Origin of the sequence: Cobetia sp. MM1IDA2H-1 (assembly GCF_002916775.2) — a bacterium.
Classification (GTDB): Bacteria; Pseudomonadota; Gammaproteobacteria; order Pseudomonadales; family Halomonadaceae; genus Cobetia; species Cobetia marina.
This window is the reverse complement of the sequence record NZ_CM133225.1, coordinates 998,284-1,019,702: the sequence shown is the minus strand read 5'-3', so window position 1 is coordinate 1,019,702 and position 21,419 is coordinate 998,284. Positions and strand designations below refer to the sequence as shown.

Genomic DNA, 21,419 nt, shown 5'->3' with positions numbered 1-21,419 from the left:
CAACGAGTTGTCGTGAGAAAGCATGGCGGCGATGCATCACACGGAGAATCACGCGCGCGCCGGCCCCTCTCGACCTTCGACCCCTCTCATGCTCCGCCCCCCTTCGCGTCCCGAACGCATGCACGAATCGAGAGCCCAAAAAGAGAACAACGCCATGACACGACTGGTACTGGCTTCCAGCTCCCGCTGGCGCCGAGCCTTGCTTGATCGACTCGGACTCCCCTACACATGGGGGGCGCCTGACATCGATGAAACCCCTCGTCCCACGGAATCTCCCGAGGCACTGGTCCATCGCCTGTCCCTGGGCAAGGCCAACGCCCTGGCGGAGGCCTATTCACACCACTTGATCATCGGCAGCGACCAGGTGGCCGTCTTCGAGGGCGAGATCCTCGGCAAGCCACAGGACCTGGCCGCCGCCCGCGCTCAGCTGACACGCTTCTCGGGACGCCGAGTCCGCTTCGTCACCGGCCTGGCGCTGATGGACACACACAGCGCGCGACACTGGGTCTGCCATGAAAGCTACGACGTGGTGTTTCGCACGCTGAGCGAGCAGGAGATCACGCGTTACGTCGAGCGCGAATGCCCGCTGGACTCGGCCGGCAGCTTTCGCATGGAGGGGTTGGGCATCACGCTCTTCGAGCGTCTCGAGGGACGTGATCCCAACACCCTGATAGGCCTGCCGCTGATTCGCCTGTGCGAACTGTTGCGTGAGGCAGGACTGGATCCACTGCTGGAGGGCTAGGGCAGGCGATAGCTGACCGGCGAGACATTGGCGTCAAGCCCCAACGCGCTGGCCATCACACCGGCAAAGCGCCGCGTGAAGCGCTCGAAGGGATCCTGACGCGGCGTGTAATCATGCACGCCACCCTGCGGCGCCAGCTCGGCGGCCAGCTCCTCAAGCGTTGCGGTGCGATCCACAAGCCCGAGCGCGCGAGCCTGCTCGCCGGTCCAGATCAGTCCGGAGAACAGCGCCGGATCGTCCTTGAGCCGCTCACCGCGCCCGGCCTTGACCGCCGCGATGAACTGCTGGTGAGTCGTGGCCAGCACGTTCTGCCAGAAGTCGCGCTGCTCAGGCGAGATCTCGGAGAAGGGATCGAGAAACGCCTTGTTGTCACCTGCCGTGAACACACGTCGCTCGATCCCCAGCTCTTCCATCGGCCCCTTCAGCCCGAAGCTCGAGGAGATCACCCCGATGGACCCGACCAGACTCGACGGTGCCGCGAGAATCTCGCCGGCGCCGGCTGCCATGTAATAGGCGCCACTCGCCCCGAGATCCTCGATCACGGCGATCACCGGCTTGCCACCCTGCTCCCGCATGCGCATCAACTCGTCATAGACGCGCTGGGACTGCACGGGACTACCGCCGGGGGAATTGATATCCAGCACCACCGCCACGGAGGCCGGCGACTCATTGGCCGCTCGCAGACCCTTGATGATGCGCTCGGCATTGGCTTCGCCATCCGCCTCGATCACGCCCTTGACGCGCACGACACCGAGGTGCCGTTCACCGGGCAAGGCTGCCGGCTGGCTGCCGAGCGTGAAGAGGGTCACGGATGTCGCGATCGAGGCAATGAACAACAACGCGAACAGGAAGCGAAAGAACAGCTTCCAGCGCCTGGAGCGCCGTTGCTCGGTGACCACGCCCTGCACCCAGCGGTCCATCATCTCGAGCTGCACGGTACGCTCACGCGCCTGCCAGTCCACCTCGCTGCTGGAGGTGGCAGCGCTGTCAGCGCCCTGTCCGCTCGCGCCCGCTCCCCCCTCGTCCTTGCCACCTGGCCCTTCACGCCAGGGATCCTGCGGCCTGTCACTCATCGCTTGCTGCTCCTGTCATGGGCAGGACACCGTCATCATCTGACCGCGCCAAGCCACTCCATCAATTCATCGAAGTGCGAGACGATGCGCTGTGGGGCACAGGCCTCGAGTCGCGGCACGCTGTGCACGCCATAGGTGACACCGACACTGTGCATGCCCAGCGCACGCGCCATCTCGAGATCATATTCGGTATCGCCGACCATCAGCGCCTCATGCGCCTCAACGTTCAGCTCGGCCAGCAGCTCTTCGAGCATCAGTGGATGCGGCTTGGACAGCGTCATGTCCGCGGTACGCGAGGCGTGGAACCAGTCACCGCAGTCATGGGCCTGGAACATCCGATCAAGCCCGCGACGACTCTTGCCCGTCGCGACGGCCAGCAGCTGCTCCGGGTGAGCTCGCAGACGCTCGATGCCATTTTCCACGCCCGGAAAGAAATCCAGCGGCGTGGTATCGACTGCCACGAAATGCTGCTTGTAGGCCTCGACCAGTGCCTCGCACTGGGCAGCCGAAGCTGCGGGGAACAGCCGCGCCATGGCCTCCGGCAATCCGAGACCGATGATGTCGCGCGCGGCATGCGCCGGAAGCTCTCCCATGCCGACCGCCAGCGAGGCCGCCTGCAGGCAATCGACGATGCGTGCCTCGGAGTCCATCAAGGTACCGTCCCAATCGAAGATGACCAGACGATAGCGAGGTGAAGGCAGTACCGCAGAGGCGTCAGTCATGACGGGCTCCCAATTCTCGAGCATTGGCAAGGACGCGCTTCATGCGCTTGTCCAGCGGCGCACGGACCGTCACGGTCCGCCCGTCGGTGGGGTCCGGGAAGCTGAGCTGAGCGGCATGCAGGAACAGGCGCTCCAGCCCGACCTTCTTCGCCAGCGCATTGCCGCGTTCGGTCCCGTACTTGGTATCGCCGAGCAGCGGGTGACCGGCATGCACGGAGTGCACACGAATCTGGTGGGTACGCCCGGTGATCGGCTCGGCCTCGACCAACGTCATGCTGGGATAGGCTTCGCGCACCGCATAACGGGTACTGGCCGTCTTGCCGGCCTCGTCGACGCGCACGCGACGCTCCCCGTTGCCGCCGTCGTAACGCTCAAGCGGTGCATTGACGTAATCACGCCGCGAGTCCCAGCGCCCTTCCACCAGCGCCAGATACAGCTTGGTCATCTTGTGGGCCTTGAGGTCCGCATTGAGCTGCAGCAACGCCGCACGCGTCTTGGCCAGCAGGATGCAGCCGGAGGTATCACGATCCAGACGATGGACCAGCTCCAGAAACGGCAGTTCATCACGAATCTGACGCATGGCCTCGATCAGCCCGATCTTGACGCCGCTCCCGCCGTGCACGGCGAGACCGGACGGCTTGTTGATGACCATGAAATCATCGGTCTCGCGCACGATGCAGCCCGCCAGCACCTCACGCAGATTGCCACTGACTTCCTGCACCGCGGCTTCCGGCGACAGGCGCAGTGGCGGTACACGCACCAGGTCTCCCGCCTGCAGGCGATAGTCGACCTTGATGCGCTTCTTGTTCACCCGAACCTCACCCTTGCGCACGATGCGATAGATCAAGGCCTTGGGTGCCCCCTTGAGACGTGTACGCAGGAAATTGTCGATGCGCTGCCCGGCCAGTTCCGGGGCAACCTCGATCCACTGGACTGATTGGCCCTCGGCCATGTCTCGCTCCTTTCCGGCCTCGCCTTCGCGCGGCCTGTTCATCATGTTGCCGTACGCCGGGGCGCACTCAGACTGGCCATTCTACGGTGTCATGCGACCAATGGGGAATCATCCCGCCATCGGAGGGCTCTGGCTGCGCCGCTCAAGGCCGCGAAACCCGGGACGAATGGCGGGCTTTCGGGCGAAGCATTTGATATGCCTGCCGAATTGCTGGCCCATACCTTTACTGGTATATTCGGGCCCAGTGAGATGGGCCTTCTCTATATGCCTGATCACCCGCGTCACGACCCCGCCGAGACGGCGAGGTAGACGGTTCTGCATGCGGCGTGAAACCCCATGCAGACCACGTGAACAGGGCCAGCCGGCCCACGACGAAACAATGCGCACCGACGTCAGCACCGTGCAGAGTCTTCACGCACCCTGTTGTCACCTGGACTGTCGGCCGCGTGCTGTCCTGCGCAACGGGTCTGCCGATTGCAGATCACGAATGCCGCCTCACGGACAGTCGTCCAATGCCGCTGGCTGGCCAGCATCATGACGAAAGACATCGATAACGTCCGCGCCAGAGATGGCGAGGCAACGCTATCAGCGGGCGCGGGACGTGTTACCCCGCGCGCCGCAGCGCGACCGGCCGTGACGCCACCTCCCCGCGAGACACGTCACTGCCCTCGAGCGCAGCAACACGATGCAATGCCCAGCCTTCTGGTGGGCCAATGACACACTACCGCCCGGGCATGATGCCCGGGCAATCATTCGATATCCGTGCCGAAGGCCGGCGTCGATGAATCGGCGAATGCCAGGTGTTAGGGAAGAGACCGCAGGGCCGGAGGAGTCAACGTTCCCCGCAACACGTCCTGCCTCTTTCCAGTACTCAACATGATCATGCCGCATGTGGCACGTCACGAGACGTGCCTGCATGCGAAAGACGCATCCCACGACATGCGCTGAGCACAACACGAAGCTGAAAACGGTTCCTCGTCGCCGACGCAAATGCGGCTGCCCTTCGGCACGCCCAGTCTAGCGAGACGACATGAAACGGATGCTCATCAACGCGACCCAGCCGGAAGAGCTGCGCGTCGCACTGGTCGACGGACAACGCCTTTACGATCTCGACATCGAGTCTGGTGCCCGCGAGCAGAAGAAAGCCAACATCTACCGCGGCAAGATCACCCGCATCGAGCCCAGCCTGGAAGCCTGCTTCGTCGATTTCGGCGCCGATCGCCACGGCTTCCTGCCGCTCAAGGAAATCTCCCGCGAGTACTTCAGCAAGGACCCGGGCCAAGGCCGCCCCAACATCAAGGAAGTGCTCAAGGAAGGCCAGGAAGTCATCGTCCAGGTCGACAAGGAAGAGCGTGGCAACAAGGGCGCCGCCCTGACCACCTTCATCAGTCTGGCCGGCCGCTTCCTCGTGCTGATGCCCAACAACCCGCGTGCCGGTGGCATCTCCCGCCGCATCGAGGGGGAAGAGCGCGCCCAGCTGAAAGAGGCGATGAACAGCCTCACCCTGCCGGACAAGATGGGCGTCATCGTACGCACCGCCGGTATCGGCAAGAGCGCAGAAGAGCTCCAATGGGACCTCGACTATCTGGCTCAGGTCTGGGATGCCGTCACCAAGGCTGCCGCCAGCCGCCCTGCCCCCTTCCTGATCTATCGTGAATCCAATGTCATCATCCGTGCCATGCGCGACTATCTGCGCAATGACATCGGTGAGGTGCTGATCGATTCCGGTGACGTCCAGGAAGAAGCGCTGTCCTTCGTCCGTCAGGTCATGCCGAGCTATCAGCAGAAGATCAAGCTCTACGAAGACGACGTCCCGCTGTTCTCGCGCTTCCAGATCGAATCCCAGATCGAGACCGCCTATCAGCGCGAAGTGAAGCTGCCTTCCGGTGGCGCCATCGTCATCGACCACACCGAAGCTCTCGTCTCCATCGACATCAACTCCGCGCGTGCCACGCGTGGCAGCGATATCGAGGAAACCGCGCTGCAGACCAACCTGGAAGCGGCGGACGAGATCGCGCGCCAGCTGCGTCTGCGTGACATCGGCGGCCTGGTGGTGATCGATTTCATCGACATGACCCCGGCGCGCAATCAGCGTGAAGTCGAGAATCGCGTGCGAGACGCGCTCAAGATCGACCGCGCTCGCGTGCAGATCGGTCGCATCTCACGCTTCGGCCTGATGGAAATGTCGCGTCAGCGCCTGCGTCCGTCACTGGGCGAGACCAGCGGCGTGGTCTGCCCGCGCTGTGACGGCCAGGGCACCATCCGCGACGTGCGCTCCATGGCGCTCTCGATCATGCGTCTGATCGAGGAAGAGGCCATGAAGGAGCGCAGCTCGCAGATCCGCGCCATCCTGCCGGTGCCGGTCGCGACCTACCTGCTCAACGAGAAGCGCGCCACGCTATTCGACATCGAGCGTCGTCAGGGCGTCAATGTCGTGCTGCTGCCGAACCCGGAACTCGACACGCCGCACTACGAAGTCGTGCGTCTGCGTGATGACCATGTCGATGAAGACGGTGCCGACAAGTCCAGCTTCGAGCTGTCCGTCGAGACCGAAGTCGGCAAGGAGCCGGATCCGAATTTCGACAAGCCACCGGCACGCACCGAAGCGGCGGTCAAGAGCGTGTCCCACACGACACCCGCCCCCGCCTCCGCACCGGAAGTCAGCAAGCCTGCCGAGCCCGCCGAGACTGACGAGAACACCTCCGCTTCCAGCAACGGCAACGGCAACGGCAACGGCAACGGCAACGACAATGCCAAGAACGGCAACCGTCGTCGCAATGGCAATGGCAGCAATAACCGCAGCCGCAACGACAATCGCAACGACAGCCAGAGCGAGACTCGCAACGACAGTCGTCAGGGATCGCGCAGCGACACTCGTAACGACGGCCGCAATGCCAATCGCAACGACAACCGTCAGACCTCTCGCAATGACGGGCGCAATGCGGTGAGCAAATCCGAGACCACAGCGACCCCGGCCACCCAGGCACCGGCAGCAGCCCCTTCCGGCGGCGGTCTGCTGGCACGTCTGGCCAAGGGCTTCAGCCGCCTGCTGGGCAGCGACGACAGCGCCAGCGCGACGCCGGCCAAGTCCAGCGAAGCCCGCAAGGCACTGGAAAAGGCACGCGAGCGTCGCGAAAGCGTCAGCGAAGCCTCAACCGACGGCAATGCACGCAAGGATGGCCGCAATGCCAACCGCGGCAACGCACGCAACGACAATCGTCGCCGCAACGCCGAGGGCGATTCACGCCAGCAGGACTCGCGTCAGCAGGACTCTCGTCAGCAGGACACGCGCGGCAACGACAACGATGGTCGCAACGACAGTCGCAACGACAGCCAGAGCGACAACCGCTCCGAGGGTCGCAGCAACAACAAGCGTCGTCAGCGCAATGACCGTGGCAATCGTCGCAAGTCCAGCGAGTCGCGTCAGGACAACGCTCAGGACATCGTGACCAACGACAGCAAGCCGCAGGCAGAAGCGACGGAGAAGACACCCGACGCACAGACGCCTGCCAAGGCGCCGTCCGGCAATGATGCCAAGCAGAACGATGCCAAGCAGAACGATGCTGCCAAGCAGGACAATGCTGCCAAGCGTGATGACAAGCCGGCGCGCCGTGAGAAGCCTTCCAAGGCGGACAAGGCAGAGCAGGTCAACAGCCATCATGCTCGCGAGTCCATCAAGGCGGCAGAACAGGCCCAGCAGAGCGAGCAGCAGGCAGACGATGTCCAGCAGCCGACGCGCAACAATCCGCGCGCTCGTAGCCGCAGCCATGCACTCAATCCCGATGCCGTCGCTCAGCAGCAGTCCCTGAAGGCCATGGCACTGGCCGGCCCGCAGGCGCAGAGCGCTCAGCCAGCCGACGCCGTGCTCGATGACGTCGCCTCGACCGCAGCACCGCAGCAACCGGTTCCCGCCGTTGCCGAGGAAGGTGCCGAAGGCGTGAAGGTCGCGCCTGAGACGGTCGAGAGCAGTGAACCGCAAGCGCAAGCTGTCGTCGCTGACAGCGACGGCGACAAGGCAGCGCCTGCCGACACCAGTGCCGACGTCAGCGCCAAGGTGGAGACGGACGTGGCGCCGGCCGTGGCAGTGGCCGCTGACGACGCCACGCCTGATGAGCAGCCGTCGGTCGCCGAGACGCCAGAGGCGCCGGAAATCAGTGCGCCCAGCACGCAAGCCCTGCAACAGGACGTGATGACACGGCATGACTCTGCCGAGGTCAACGACTCCAGCACCGCGCCTGCCACGCCCCATCAGGCTCAGCGCACTGAACAGCACGCCACCCAGCGTACTGAGCAGCATGCACCGCAGCAGGCCAGCGCTCATCAAGCGCAGGCCGAGACGCTGAGCGCAACGACCAAGACCGATGCCGACACCTCTGAAACCGTGTCCGATGCCGAGGCCGATGTGACAGCAACGGACGTCAAGGCGGATGACAGCGCGGTACAGGCGCAGGTCGCGGTGGAGACCGCACCGGAAGCGGCCGTCGACAGCCAGGCGCTGAAGGACAGCGTGATGCCGCAGGAGACGGCGTCCGTGGCCGAGACCGAAGCTTGCGTGGAAGCAGACACCCCCCATCGCACTGAGCACGCCAGCGACGCTGCGCCGACTGCGACAGCAGAAGACGACAGCGAAGCAGCGACGCAGCCAGAGGCGACAGCTCAGGTAGAAGCGACTCCTGAGACTGCTCCTACCAAGCAAGATGCAGGACAGTCTGAAGCCGCCAAGCCGGAAGCGCAGCAGCCACAGACGGAATCTGCCGCGACCCCGCTGGCGTCGACTCAGGCCGATGCACAGCCTGATGCGTCTCAGGCAGAGGCTGCGCCAGCAGAGCCCGCTCTGGAAGATGTCGAGGCGACCGCCTCCGTGCAGACGGAAACGCCAGCACAGGATGACGACGTCGCCGCGGCAGACGCTCAGGCACCTGCGAGCGATGACAAGCAAGATGAGGCAGCCGGGACCGCCAACGCTTCACGTCGCCGCCGTGGTGCTCGCGCCTACAATGACCCGCGCGAAGTTCGTCGTCGTGAGCGTGAGGCCGCCGAGAAAGCGGCCGCCGATGCTCAGGCGACAGAGGGTCAGGCAGAAGTCAGCTCGCAGGACAACGACGACAGCACGACACGTTGAGCCCTGCCCCCTGCCTCACCGGCTTCATCGGTGCAGGCAGGGGATTGACCCGCCACGAAAAAGCCCCGCAGATCACTCTGCGGGGCTTTTTCGTGGCGGAATGCCTTCGACAAACCGACCAACCGTCAGGAAGGCGTCGCGGCCATCTCTCCCAGTACGCGCGGTTCCTGCTCCAGCCAGACCCCGAAGCGGGCATGAACGCTCTCACGCACCTCCTGTGCCAGCGCCAGCAGCTCCGAGACCTGCCCGCCCCCAAAGTGAACCAGCACCAGCGCCTGGCGATCATGCACGCCGACATGACCCCGACGTGCCCCCTTGAGGCCACATTGGTCGATCAGCCAGCCGGCCGCCAGTTTCACGCTGCCATCGGCCTGCGGGTAGTGCGGCAAGGTCGGATGATGCGCCAACAGCTCGCGCGCCTCGTCGGCGGCAAGCTGGGGGTTCTTGAAGAAGCTTCCCGCATTGCCGAGCACCGCAGGGTCCGGCAGCTTTTCACTGCGCGTGGCAATCACGGCATTCGCCACGCTCAATGGCGTGATTGCCTCCCCTTGCGGTGTGGCGGCACTGACGCGCTGAGCAAGGTCCCCATAGGCGAGTTGCGGTGTCGCTTCACGCGTCACCACGAACTCCAGGCGAGTGATCAGGACGCGATGCTCAAGCGACCCCTTGAAGAGACTGTCACGGTAGCCGAAGGCGCACTCCTCGCGACTCAGCCAGCGCGTGCTGCCATCCTCCAGCGACATGACTTCCAGTCGCAGCAGATGGTCGGCCAGCTCGACACCATAGGCACCGATGTTCTGGATCGGGGCTGCGCCACAGCAGCCGGGAATCAAGGCCAGATTCTCATAGCCCCACCAGCCAGCTGTCGCCAGCTCCATCACCAGGGCGTGCCAGCGCTTGCCCGCCTCGACACTCACGGTGGCGGTTCTACCATCCGCTGCCGGCGTAATCGTCATGGCCTCGAAGGCCGGGCGCATCACATGGGCATCCAACCAGGGCAGCAACACCAGATTGCTGCCCCCACCGATCACCACCAGACGCTCATCGGCCGCACGCGAGTCCAGAATCTGGCGACGCGCCTCGGCCACGCTGCGTGGCTCACTGAAGGCACGTGCGGTGGCGGCAAAGCCCAGGGTATTGCAGGCCGTCAGTGATGCTCTCGTCGATGTCTTGTCGGACGCCATCATGAAGGGGTCCGCGTGACAGGCGGCAGGGCATCGATCAATGCCTCACAGGCGATGTCGATCAGGTCCAGCACCTGCTCGAAGGCCGCAGGCCCCCCGGTATAGGGGTCCGGCACTTCGCGACTGCCTCGCGCCAGAGCCGGCAGCGACGTCGGCAGCAGGTCCAGCAGACGGCCAAGCAGTGCCGGACTGTCCTGGGGTGCCAGACGCCGCGCGTCACTCAGGTTGGCATCATCCATCACCAGGATCAGATCGACGTCATAAAAGTCCTGCACGCACAGCTGGCGAGCGCGCAGGCCACTGATGTCGTACCCACGCTCAGCCGCATGCGCGATGGCACGTGAATCCGGCGGAGCACCCACATGCCAGTCACTGGTACCACAGCTGTCGACCTCGATGAGCTCATCCAGCCCATGGCGTGCCAGCGCGGCACGCAGTACGCCTTCCGCGCTGGGGGAGCGACAGATATTGCCCAGACAGACCATCAGAATTCGTCTGACCGGCGGTCTGCGCGCCGCTATCCGCTCAAGCAACTCACTCATCACCGGCCTCTTGCGTCAGCCAGTCACGCACGCGCTCGAGATCTTCCTGGGTATCCACACCGGCAGGATGGGAGGTGCAGGCGATGGCGACCTGAATCGCATGACCATGATGCAGTGCGCGCAATTGCTCGAGCTGCTCGAGCTGCTCCAGCGGCGCCGGCAGCCAATCGACATATTCACTCAGAAAGCTGGCGCGATAGGCGTAGAGACCGATATGGCGCAACCAGGAGTCGGTGGCCAGCACGGTCGGCGGCGTGGTGAAGTGCTCCCGATCCCACGGCAGCGGTGCGCGCGAGAAGTACAGCGCGCGACCACGCAGATCACGCACCACCTTGACCACATTGGGATTGAACAGGCTATCGACACTGGTGATGGGCTCGGCCAGGGTCGCGATGGAAGCCCCCTCGTCTTCCTCGAGACGCAAGGTGACCTGATCGATCAGCGCGGCAGGCAACAGCGGCTCATCTCCCTGCACGTTGACGACCAGCGTCTCGGGAGCCAGTGCCAGCCGCTCGACCACTTCCGCGAGACGATCGGTGCCACTGGGGTGATCGGCACGAGTCATCACGACCTCGGCACCGAAGCCCTCACAGACGGTGCGGATACGCTCGTCGTCCGTGGCGATCACCACACGGCTTGCCTGACTGGCACAGGCATTGCGCCAGACATGCTCGATCATCGGCCGACCATGGATGTCCGCCAACGGCTTGCCGGGCAGGCGCGAGGAGTTGAAGCGCGCCGGAATCACCACCACGGCGCCACGACCTGTCACATCACTGCTGTGCGCCACATCGCTCATCAGCCGCGACTCCCCTTGAGCTTCTCGTCGGCATCCATCACGCGCGCTTCTTCTTCCAGCATGACGGGGATGCCGTCACGCACGGGATAGGCCAGCCCATCATAGAAGCACTTGAGCTCGGCATTCGCCGCATCGTAGGTCAGCTTGGCCTGACAAAGCGGGCAGACCAGCAGCGCGAGCAATTCCTTGTCCATCGAGACATCTCCGGGATAACAGCTAATAAGAAAGAAACAATCGGTCAGTCGCTCACAGCGCCTCGAGGCGGTTGGCGAGCCAATCCACCAGCGCCTGATCCGGACGCGCCTCGACATCCAGTGCCCAGCAACGCTCGTTGGCGAAGCGGCGACACTTCACGGCATCCTTGGCCGTCATCACCACCGGCAGGTTGTCGGAAAAGCGCAGGTCCGTCGGCGTGAAGCGATGATGGTCCGCCAGGGGATGGGGCTGATGCTCCACCCCCAGATTGGTCAAGGTACGGAAGAAACGCTGGGGATTGCCGATACCGGCCAGTGCATGCACCGAGCCACTGAATGGCTGATGAGTGGCGGGATAACGCACATCATCGATCAGATGGCGCCAATGGACCGGCGTCAGCGTCATGCAATGTGATTCCACCGGCAGGCGGGTGCAGTCGATCACCCCATTGGAGATCACGGCATCGACACTCGCCAGCCGTGACAGCGGCTCCCGCAGGGGACCCGCCGGCAGGCACCGCTGATTGCCGAAGGCGCGCTCGCCATCCACCACCACCAGCTCGATGTCGCGCCCCAGCGCATGGTGCTGCAAGCCGTCATCGGAGAGCAGGATGTCGCACCCCGCCGCGATCAGACGACGCGCGGCACTGGGACGGTCCGGGTCCACCGCCACCGGCAGGCCGGTCTGCTGAGCCAGCATCACCGGCTCATCACCGGCGTGCTGCGGGTCCGTATCGGCCTGGACATACAGCGGGTAACGCGGCGCGTGGCCACCATAGCCCCGTGAGATGATGCCCGGGCGCCAGCCCTGCTCGCTCAACCAACGGCCGAGCCAGGCCACCAGCGGCGACTTGCCGGTTCCACCGACGGTGATGTTGCCGATCACGATCACCGGCACCGGCGCCTTCCAGACCTCACGCTTGCCAGTGAGATAGGCCTCACGTCGGCGTGCCACCACCCCTTTATAGACATGCTCCAGCGGACGTAACAGATGGAGCCAGGCGGCGCCCCGATACCAGGCGTCTACCAGTCGTTCACTCATGCGTCAGCCGTCTCCCGGAACTGGATGCGATGCAGGGCGGCGTAGGCCCCTTCCTGAGCGATCAACGCTTCATGCGTACCGTCTTCGATGATCTCGCCGTCATCCATCACCAGGATGCGATCCGCCTTCTCGATGGTGGACAGGCGGTGCGCGATGACGAAGGTGGTACGGCCCTGACAGACTTCCTCCAGCGCCCGCTGGATGTAGCGTTCCGACTCGGTGTCCAGCGCCGAGGTGGCCTCGTCCAGCACCAGAATCGGCGAATCCTTGTAGATGGCACGCGCAATGGCGATGCGCTGACGCTGCCCTCCCGAGAGCATGATGCCGTTGTCACCGACGATGGTGTCATAGCCCTGACTCATGCGTTCGATGAACTCGTGGGCATAGGCGGCGCGCGCCGCCTCCTCGACCCGCTGGACATCCGCTTCCCCGGTGCCGTAGGCGATATTGGCGGTGAGGTTGGCATTGAACAGCGTCACGTTCTGGGAGACCAGCGCGATCTGCTGGCGCATCGGGCGCAGCTTGTAGTCCTCGATGGCCACGTCGTCGATCAGGATGCGGCCCGTGGTAGGCGAGTAGAACCGTGGCAGCAGGCTCATCAGCGTCGACTTGCCGGAACCGGAGCGCCCGACGATGGCCACCATCTGCCCGGCCTCCACTTCCAGATCGATGCCCTTGAGCACATCCGGCTGGTTGTCGGCGTAACGGAAGTGGACGTTGTCGAAGCGCACCCGGCCCGCCAGGCGACCGTCCGGGACCACGTTGCCGTTGTCGGGCTCCGCGGGCATGTCGAGCAGCCCGAACAGCTCCTCGGACGCCGCCATGCCCTTCTGGATTTCGCCGTTGACCTCGGTCAGCTGACGCACCGGCTTGGCCATCATCGAGGCCGCGGTGATGAAGCCGACGAATTCACCCGCCGACATGCCAGCCATCAATTCCGGCGCCATCGCCAGCCACACCAGGGTCGCCAGTGCCACGGCGATCAACAGCTGGATCACCGGCGTGGCGGTGGCCTTGGTCAACGCCTCCTTCATCTTCTGCTCGCGGTTGTACTCACTGACCGCAGCGAAGCGCGCCTTCTCGTAATCTTCCGCACCGTGGGTGCGGACCACGCGATGCCCGGACAGCGCCTCGGATGCCACATGGGTGACCTCCCCCATCGAGCCCTGGATACGCTTGGAGAGCTTGCGGAAGCGCTTGCTGGCATAGCTGACCACCCAGCCGATCAGCGGCGTGACCGCGATGAATACCAGCGTGAGTTTCCAGTTGGTCCAGAACAGATAGCTCAGCAGGCCCAGCACGAAGAAGCCTTCGCGCATGATGATGGTCAATGCCTTGGTGGCGGCGCCGGTGATCTGCTCCACGTGATAGGTCACGCGGGTGATCAGGTGACCGGTGGAGTTCTCGTCGAAGTAACGTCCCGGCAGATGCAGCATGTGGTTGAACACGGTGGTACGCAGGGTATGCACCACATTGCGTGCCACGTCGCTCATGCAGTAGGTCCCCAGGAAGGTCCCCACACCGCGTATCGCGAACATGCCGATCACGAACAACGGCAGGAACAATCTGAACTGGGCGTCAGGATTCTGAATGCCATCGATCAGGCGCTTCATCATCTCGGCCAGCGCCGTGCTCGAGGCACCATAGATGACGTAACCCAGCACGGCAGCCAGGAACATCTTCCAGTACGGACGGACATAGCCGAGCAGGCGGCGGTAATGAATCCAGGTGGAGTCGCGACTCACGGGGTCTCCATAGACTTGAGCGGCGCCCTCATGGGGCATCCGGTGGTGATGTATCGGTCCCGGTGCGCGTACTGATGCGCACTCGGGTAATGCCCACTTCGGCGGCAGCGTCCAACGCTTTCACCACCTTCGCATGTGGCGTACGGCCATCGGCTTCGAGGATCAACCCGAAGCGATCAGCCTGGTCCTTGTGTCGTGCAAGCGCAGCCCCCAATGCTGACTCGGTGAGCGAGGTGTCACCGAGCGTGAAATCTCCCTTGGCGCCGATGGTCATGATCAGCGGCGCCTGCTCCACGGCGCTGGCCTGACTGGATTGCGGCAGAATCAGGTCCAGGGCGCGTCGACTGTCAAACGTGGTCGAGACCATGAAGAAGATCAGCAGCAGAAAGACCACGTCGATCAGCGGCGTGAGATTGACCTCGACCGATTCACGCTGGCGGCGAGGAAACCTCATGACGGCCTCCCGGGCCCCACGCCTCGATCGGCGAGCGTATCGGAGCCCGAGAGCGGATCATCCTCGTCCCGACGCATGTAGGCCGGCAGGTCTTCCGGCAGACTCTCCCTCGGCGCTGGCCCGTTGCGCTGGCCCGCGCGACGATCGAAGCCGTCATGACTCTCGGCCAGCCCCAGCTCCCCCTGATGGTGCGAGATGTATTCCACCACCTGCCCCGCCTGCTCTTCCATGGTCACGGTGATGTCTTCCACGCGACGCTGGAAATAGCGATGGAACATCAGCGCCGGAATCGCGACCGTCAGACCCGCCGCCGTGGTGACAAGCGCCTGGGAAATCCCGCCGGCCAGCTCCTGGGCACGCTCGGCGGACCCGGCGTCCACGATCACGGCGAAGACATCGATCATGCCGACCACCGTGCCCAGAAGGCCCAGCAGCGGGGTGATGGCCGCGATGGTCCCCAGGGGGCTCAGGAAGCGCTCCATGTCGTGGATCACCGCAACGGCCGATTCCTGAATGCGCGCACGCACCTGTTCATTGCCCAGGCGCGCATTGCGAAGCCCTGCCGCCAGCACCCCCCCAAGGGGCGAATGACTCTCCAACCAGTAGACATTGACCTGTCCCTGACTGATCAGTTCACACACCTGCTGTCCCAGACCGCGCGGCGCGATACGGCGCGTGCGCAACGTCCACAGACGTTCGAGGATGATGGCCAGTGCCACGACCGAACATCCCAGGATCGGGAGCATCAGCAGCCCCCCTGCGTACAAGGCTTCCAACATGTGACCTCTCCCTTGGTCTTGATGGTGCACCGTCAACGGCGCCGATCATTGTTGTCGTCATCAGGCCTGCGCGACCGCGTCCCTGGCACGCTGACAGGCAGACATTCGCCATGCCCCTGATCAATCAACGGATTTTACCCCAAGGCACTGCGTATCGATACCGGCAGCACCCCGCGCGGGAATGAGGCGCTCCGCGTCAGGGGACCACTCCCAGCGCAGCGCTCCCTCCAGGCCACTGTGCCAGACACATTGCGCATGCCGCATCAGGCGTTCGACCACCTCGTCATGCGGATGACCATGCGGGTTGTAGCGTCCGGCACTGATGATCGCGTGGCGCGGTGCCAGACGCGCGAGCCAGGATTCCCCACTGCTGCTGCGACTGCCATGGTGCGCGACGACCAGCAATGGCAGCGGGCTTCCCGCCAGCCGACGCGAGAGCAGCTCCACCAGCTGGCGCTCCTCCTGCACCCCGATATCGCCACTCAGCAACGCCAGCGGACGCTCACCCCACGTGATCAGAACCACACAGGAGTGGGCATTGTCACGCCGCACCTTCCACCCGGGCGGCGGCCACAGCATCTCCAGTTTCACGGGGCGGTCGGCGAGATGGCCGAGCGTGATGCGCCGCCCTGCCTCACAGGACGCGGTCGGCACGTCCTTCAGCCAGCCGACCTGACGGTCAAGACGGTTTCTCTGTCCCTCAGGCACCCACAACTGCGCGACCTGCTCCGCTCGCAGCGCCGCCAGCCCGCCTGCATGATCGCCATCACCATGACTGATGATGACGCCCCAGGGCGCCTCGGCAGCCTTCAGCAGCTCCCCCATGCGCGGCGGCCCGAAGGCAGCACCGGGGCCGAGATCATAGAGCCAATGACGAGGAAGATCCTCCATCGTCTCAGGCGACAGCACGCGCCCCGCTACCCTGAGCGATATCGCCAGCCCCTGTCCGACGTCATGGACGGTCACGACCAACGGGGCCGCTCGCGAATCGGCAAGCCACGCGCTGTCGCGCCCTGTGCGTCCTTCGCCGGCGTGGGCGCTGGACGGCCATGGCGCAGGCGGCCACAGCAGCAAGGCAAGCCCCGTCCCCCACAGCATCGCCAGGGCGGTGCACAGCCCTCTGACACGGCGCTCCAATCCCGGCACTCCACTTGCCAGCCACAGGCCGCCCAGTACCATCATCGCCATCGCTGCTGCCATGTCAGCGGACAGGGTGTCCGTCGCTGTCCGTACGGGCCAGAGGCCATGACGCTGCGTGACGGCCCCGAGCCACGCCATGCCATGATCCACTCGCTCGGCGAGCCACTGCCACAGCGCCCCGCTCATTCCCGCCCCTTCCGACAGCCGCAAGCCCATCGCGTCCAGCAGGGAATCGATGCCAGCCAGCCCCCAGCCCAGCATCCCCAACGGCACGACCAGGAGGGTCGCGAGCGGAGCAATGACGAGGTTCATCGGCATGGCAAGCCATGACAGCTGACCACGCCCGACCAGCAGAGCGACCCCCATCACCAGCGTCAACACCCATTGACTGCGCAGCGTGGCGCGACACCAGCCCAGCGCGCCGCGGGGGCGCTCACACCCCTGCCAGGCCAGCAGCAGCGCTGCCACGGCAAGAAACGAATACCAGGTGCCGGGTCGCCACAAGGCCAGCGGATCAAGGCCGATCACCAGCGACAACGCCAGCATCCATATCTGCCAGACGCCCAGGCCGCTGCGCCCGCTGGCCATCCACAACCCAACACTTGTCATCAGCGCCGCTCGCAGCGCCGGCGGTGCCAGCCCCGCCAGTATCGCGAAACTCCAGGCCGCCAGACACGCCAGCCACCAGGGAGCGACGCTGAAACGCCAGTCGGCAGGACGAAGACGGCGCAGGACGCCAAAGCTCACCACCAGCACCAGGCTTGCCATCAGCCCGACATGCAGCCCTGACACCACGGCGAGGTGCGTCAACCCGGTGGCATTCAAGGACTCCCAGTCATCGCGAGTCAGCGCCGAGGCACGCCCCAGCGTCAGCGCCGCCAGCCAGCGGCAGGGCGAATGCGCCCATTGGACGTCATCGCCCCGCCCTCCACAGCCCTGCCAAAGCCGCTGCTCGGCCGCCAGGCGCAACGCTGCCACCCCGCGGGGTGGTGCCAGTCGCTGCGCCCGGGCGGGGTCTCGCACGTACCCCGTCGCCACGATCCCCTCGCGCCACCACCAGCTGACCCGATCAAAACTCTGCAGCGCGTCCGGGTTGCTGGCAGCATGCGGCGGCACCAGTCTGGCGATCAGCCGCCACCGCTCCCCTGCTTGCCAGGGAACGAGAAGAGGCGAAGCTGATGATTCAGAGGCGGCACGCCGCGGCCAGTAGCGCCGCAATTGCACCCGCTGGCCCTCGAGACGGCGACAGGCCAGCTCACGCCCGGCGCTCGTCATGCCGGATGCGTTCATCCTGGGGGGCTTGAGCGCCTCGCCCTGCTCACCGCCTGCTTCGCCATCAGCGCCCGAGGCTCGGCAGGCTTCCACCCTGAAGACCAGACGCACCGACTCCCCCGGGGCCGGGAGCGAACGGCTGGCCTGCTCGATGCGCCCCTCCAGCCAGATATCCTCGCGCGCCAGTGCTTCGGCAAGCATGAGTGGCTGATTCACCAGCCCGAGCAGCAGCCCGCCCCACAGAGCAATCCCCAGCCGCAGGACTGCCGGGCGTCGCGCGAAGGCGAGCATCACCAGCAGGCCGAGCATCAGGGATGGCAGCAACAGGCTGTCTGCCATCCCGCTCAAGACATCCCCTGCGCTTTCGGGTGCGCCATCCGGCATGCGTCCCTGCCAATCGGCCGCCCACTCCCCCTGTCGCGACAGCCACACCCCGGCCACCAGACCGGCGAGCCACTGGATCAGAGCCCCCGGTGTCAGCCAGGACCCGCGAAACCGCGTGGCGTCGCTCGCGCCCACGGGCAGCTTTTCAGACGAATCGTTCAAGGAGGCAGATATCGCTCTTCATCAGGCATGACGGGGGCTGGCCTGCGTTCAGCATCATTTCAAGCACACAGGATTGCACGATGCGGGCCGCTTAACTGAGCTCACAGCATGGCAGTCCCGGGGACATGTATGGATAATGGCCGGCGTTGAATGCCAAATGGCCAAGCCATGCCTCGTCGTCTACTCAAGCGGTTCATGCCGGAACCGGATGCCCTCAGGCGCAAGAAATCCCTGCGCTTCATGCATCACCTGATCGCCGACCCCGCGTTGTGGGCGTTGTCGCGTCGAACCGTTGCCAATGCGTGCATGGTGGGCTTCTTCTGTGCCTTGCTGCCGATCCCCTTCCAGATGGTGGTGGCCGCCTTCGGTGCCTGGGCGTTGCGCTGCAACCTTGCGCTCTCGGTAGGTCTGGTGTGGATCACCAACCCGTTGACCATGCCCGTGGTCTACTACGCGACCTATCGCGTGGGCGCCTGGATGCTCGATACGCCTGCCCGGGTGATGCCGGACCAGGTCTCCGCGGCCTGGTTCGCCAACCAGCTGGAAGATATCCTGCCGGCACTTGCACTGGGCTCGCTGGTCAGTGCGGTGGTGGTCGCCCTGCTCGCCAACGTGCTGGTCCGGCTGCTGTGGCGTTATCAGGTCGTGCGCAGCTGGCGCAGTCGCCGCAAGGCGCGTCTGGCCGCCAGGCGTTGCACCAAGGCGCAGCGGTCCGACCAGAACGCTGCCCCGGATACCGACAAGTCCTGAAGGCTGACGACGCCGCCCATGAAAAAGCCCCGCCATCTCTCGATGGCGGGGCTTTTGGCTTTCTGGCATGGCGTGAGGCAGACATCCGCCACTCAGCGGTGGAGCTCAGTCCTCGTGCAGCTTGCCGCCATCCAGGCGCAGCACACGGTGCTGGTGCGCGGCCAGCCCATTGTCGTGGGTCACGATGATGAAGGCGGCCTGCGCTTCCCGAGCGATGTCATCCATCAGCTCCAGAATGCGCGCCGCCGTGGTCTGATCCAGGTTGCCGGTCGGTTCATCCATCAGCACCAGGCTCGGGTCCGTCACCAGCGCACGCGCGATGGCGACGCGCTGACGTTCTCCCCCGGACAGCTCGCCCGGCTTGTGATCGGCGCGCGGCGCCATGCCGACACGCTCCAGCAGCTTGCGCGCCTTGACGGCGGCCTCGGCACGCTTGTGGCCCCGGATGATCAACGGCATCGCCACATTCTCTTCGGCGCTGAATTCCGCCAGCAGATGATGGAACTGATAGACGAAGCCGATGTGCTGATTGCGGAAGCTGCCAAGCGCCGACTCACTGAGCTCGGACAGGCGCTGGCCGGCCACCTTCACGATGCCCTGACTGGGATGATCCAGCCCGCCGAGCAGATTGAGCAGCGTGGTCTTGCCGGAGCCGGAGCTGCCGACGACGGCGACCCGTTCGCCGGCGTGCACACGCAGCTCCAGTTCGTCCAGAACCTGCACCTTCTGCGGGCCTTCGTCGTAGCTGCGACTCAGGCGCTCACAGATCAACATCGGCTTGCCGTGAGCCAGGTCAGTCGCACGGGTGTCAGAAGCCGGGGTCGGCATGGCGGAGTCTCCAGCAGCAGAGCGGGATGATGCATCGGTCGATGTCGGTAGATCATTCATAGCGCAGCACCTCGGCCGGCTGGATGCGGGAAGCGCGCCAGGCCGGATAGAGTGTCGACAGGAAGCTCAGCACCAGCGCGGAGCCGATGATGACGCCCATGTCGGACAGCTCGAGACGAGACGGCAGATAGCTGATGAAGTAGACGTTGGGATCCAGGAACTGGATACCGAAGGTCGACTGCACCCAGGCGATGATGTCGGAGACGCTCAATGCCAATGCCACCCCGGCGATGGCGCCGATGATGATCCCCATCACGCCGATGGTCAGCCCCTGGACGATGAAGATGCCCATGATGCTGCCGGGCTTGGCCCCGAGGGTGCGCAGGATGGCGATGTCGGCGTGCTTGTCGGTCACCATCATCACCAGCGTCGAGACGATGTTGAAGGCTGCCACGGCGACGATCACCATCAGTAGCAGGCCGATCATGTTCTTCTCCATCTGGATGGCGGCGAACAGGTTGCCGTGGGTACGCTTCCAGTCCATGCCGCGATACTGCGGCCCCAGCTGGCTGATGATGTCACGGGTGACGGCATCGGCACTGAACAGGTCATCGAGTTTCAGGCGTACGCCCTGCACCTCGCCTTCCTTGAAGCGTGCCAGCTTGGCCATGTCCGAGATGTCGGTGTAGGCGAGACTGGCATCCACGTCCGCGCCGACCTTGAAGATGCCGGTCACCGTGAAGCGCTTGAGGCGCGGGAAGATGCCCCCGGGCGTGATGGAGGCCTCGGGCACCAGCAGCGTGACGCGATCCCCGACGCCGACCCCGAGATTGCGTGCCAGCAGCTCCCCCATCACGATGCCCCAGCTGCCCGGCGTGAGGTCTGCCAGACTTCCTTGCACCATGTGCTCACTGATGATCGAGACCTGGTCCTCCGCGGACGGATCGATACCGGTGACCAGCGCGCCCTTGTTGCGACCATTGGTGGTGAACATGCCCTGCTGCTCGATGTAGGGAGCGGCACCGACGACATGCGGCTTCTCGCGCAACATGCCGGCGAGCGTCTCCCAGTCGGTGACGCTGTCGCGCGCCTCGACCCGCACATGCGGCACCATGCCCAGTACGCGGGTACGCAATTCGTGGTCGAAGCCGTTCATGACGGACAGCACCAGAATCAGCACGGCCACGCCCAACGACAGGCCGAGCATCGAGGTCAGGGAAATGAAGGAAATGAAATGGTTACGGCGCTTGGCGCGGGTATAGCGCAGGCCGATCAGAAAGGGTAGGCGATCCAGCAGCATCGAAGTCGATTCCTTGGGTCAGGGTCGCGGGCCATGATACGCATTCCGCAGGCTCGGCGCATGGGGCCACAATCGCGCCCAGTTTGCCAGCCCTCGCATGAGAACAGCATGAACCGCCAGTCTCGAGTGTCTGGCCATATGACGCACGCAGGGGCTAGCGTCGACGCATGGCTCTGCTATCATCGCGCGCCGAGTCCGCGGTATCGCGGCATTACCGTCACTTCTTCATCAGG

At 64.7% G+C, this 21,419-nt stretch carries 16 protein-coding genes and 1 pseudogene; 3 read left to right on the top strand and 14 right to left on the bottom strand.

The features are described 5' to 3' along the window. The first annotated feature begins 154 nt into the window (after window positions 1-154). Window positions 155-742 (top strand): Maf family protein, encoded by a 588-nt coding sequence (locus BOH68_RS04375; RefSeq protein ID WP_077372073.1) that lies wholly within the window; start codon window positions 155-157, stop codon window positions 740-742. Here BOH68_RS04375 and sppA read toward each other — a convergent pair. Genes sppA through rluC form a run of 3 tightly spaced genes read right to left on the bottom strand, consistent with a single transcriptional unit; the run spans window position 739 to window position 3,489 of the window. Continuing rightward, window positions 739-1,815 (bottom strand): signal peptide peptidase SppA, encoded by a 1,077-nt coding sequence (gene sppA, locus BOH68_RS04370; protein WP_077372070.1) that lies wholly within the window; start codon window positions 1,813-1,815, stop codon window positions 739-741. The two genes, BOH68_RS04375 and sppA, sit on opposite strands and share 4 nt — an antisense overlap. A 35-nt stretch (window positions 1,816-1,850) precedes the next feature. Next, the gene (locus tag BOH68_RS04365) at window positions 1,851-2,537 is read right to left on the bottom strand and encodes an HAD-IA family hydrolase (RefSeq protein WP_077373148.1); all 687 of its coding nucleotides are present in this window, start codon (window positions 2,535-2,537) and stop codon (window positions 1,851-1,853) included. Further along, window positions 2,530-3,489 (bottom strand): 23S rRNA pseudouridine(955/2504/2580) synthase RluC, encoded by a 960-nt coding sequence (gene rluC / locus BOH68_RS04360; RefSeq protein WP_077372067.1) that lies wholly within the window; start codon window positions 3,487-3,489, stop codon window positions 2,530-2,532. Before rluC ends, BOH68_RS04365 begins: the two co-directional genes overlap by 8 nt. A gap of 1,030 nt (window positions 3,490-4,519) precedes the next feature. Here rluC and rne point away from each other — a divergent pair. Beyond that, entirely contained in the window at window positions 4,520-8,611 is a 4,092-nt protein-coding gene (gene rne / locus BOH68_RS04355; RefSeq protein ID WP_077372064.1) for a ribonuclease E, read from the top strand. 125 nt (window positions 8,612-8,736) lie between these two features. Here rne and murB read toward each other — a convergent pair whose 3' ends face one another. From murB to BOH68_RS04310, 9 genes and pseudogenes are all read right to left on the bottom strand, one after another. Further along, window positions 8,737-9,798, bottom strand: a complete 1,062-nt coding sequence (murB, locus tag BOH68_RS04350; RefSeq protein WP_103751366.1) for a UDP-N-acetylmuramate dehydrogenase — start codon at window positions 9,796-9,798, stop codon at window positions 8,737-8,739. Then, entirely contained in the window at window positions 9,795-10,337 is a 543-nt protein-coding gene (locus tag BOH68_RS04345) for a low molecular weight protein-tyrosine-phosphatase (RefSeq protein ID WP_077372061.1), read from the bottom strand. The genes murB and BOH68_RS04345 overlap by 4 nt, the downstream gene beginning before the upstream one ends. Beyond that, the gene (kdsB, locus tag BOH68_RS04340; RefSeq protein WP_077372058.1) at window positions 10,330-11,136 is read right to left on the bottom strand and encodes a 3-deoxy-manno-octulosonate cytidylyltransferase; all 807 of its coding nucleotides are present in this window, start codon (window positions 11,134-11,136) and stop codon (window positions 10,330-10,332) included. Before kdsB ends, BOH68_RS04345 begins: the two co-directional genes overlap by 8 nt. Continuing rightward, window positions 11,136-11,330 carry a Trm112 family protein gene (locus BOH68_RS04335; protein WP_077372055.1) on the bottom strand — a complete coding sequence of 65 codons (195 nt, stop codon included), beginning with the start codon at window positions 11,328-11,330 and terminating at the stop codon, window positions 11,136-11,138. Before BOH68_RS04335 ends, kdsB begins: the two co-directional genes overlap by 1 nt. Window positions 11,331-11,382: 52 nt before the next feature. Beyond that, window positions 11,383-12,372, bottom strand: a complete 990-nt coding sequence (gene lpxK, locus BOH68_RS04330; protein ID WP_077372052.1) for a tetraacyldisaccharide 4'-kinase — start codon at window positions 12,370-12,372, stop codon at window positions 11,383-11,385. Further along, entirely contained in the window at window positions 12,369-14,117 is a 1,749-nt protein-coding gene (msbA, locus tag BOH68_RS04325) for a lipid A export permease/ATP-binding protein MsbA (RefSeq protein ID WP_254696427.1), read from the bottom strand. The genes lpxK and msbA overlap by 4 nt, the downstream gene beginning before the upstream one ends. Window positions 14,118-14,145: 28 nt before the next feature. Then, window positions 14,146-14,571, bottom strand: a complete 426-nt coding sequence (locus tag BOH68_RS04320; protein WP_077372047.1) for an ExbD/TolR family protein — start codon at window positions 14,569-14,571, stop codon at window positions 14,146-14,148. A 194-nt stretch (window positions 14,572-14,765) separates the two neighbouring features. Then, window positions 14,766-15,350: pseudogene (locus BOH68_RS04315) on the bottom strand (MotA/TolQ/ExbB proton channel family protein); the annotation flags it as partial. 120 nt (window positions 15,351-15,470) lie between these two features. Further along, window positions 15,471-18,308: a ComEC/Rec2 family competence protein gene (locus tag BOH68_RS04310; RefSeq protein WP_077372041.1), complete on the bottom strand. Its 2,838-nt coding sequence runs from the start codon at window positions 18,306-18,308 to the stop codon at window positions 15,471-15,473. Between the two features lie 168 nt (window positions 18,309-18,476). Between BOH68_RS04310 and BOH68_RS04305 the strand changes: the two genes are divergently transcribed. Next, on the top strand, window positions 18,477-19,058 hold the full coding sequence (locus BOH68_RS04305) for a DUF2062 domain-containing protein (RefSeq protein ID WP_077372037.1): 582 nt from the start codon (window positions 18,477-18,479) through the stop codon (window positions 19,056-19,058). A 105-nt stretch (window positions 19,059-19,163) separates the two neighbouring features. Here the strand turns inward: BOH68_RS04305 and BOH68_RS04300 are convergent, their stop codons facing one another. Further along, window positions 19,164-19,886: an ABC transporter ATP-binding protein gene (locus BOH68_RS04300; protein WP_077372034.1), complete on the bottom strand. Its 723-nt coding sequence runs from the start codon at window positions 19,884-19,886 to the stop codon at window positions 19,164-19,166. A 52-nt stretch (window positions 19,887-19,938) separates the two neighbouring features. Continuing rightward, a complete protein-coding gene (locus tag BOH68_RS04295; protein ID WP_077373141.1) occupies window positions 19,939-21,183 on the bottom strand; it encodes a lipoprotein-releasing ABC transporter permease subunit in 1,245 nt (414 codons plus the stop codon). Window positions 21,184-21,419 lie beyond the last annotated feature (236 nt).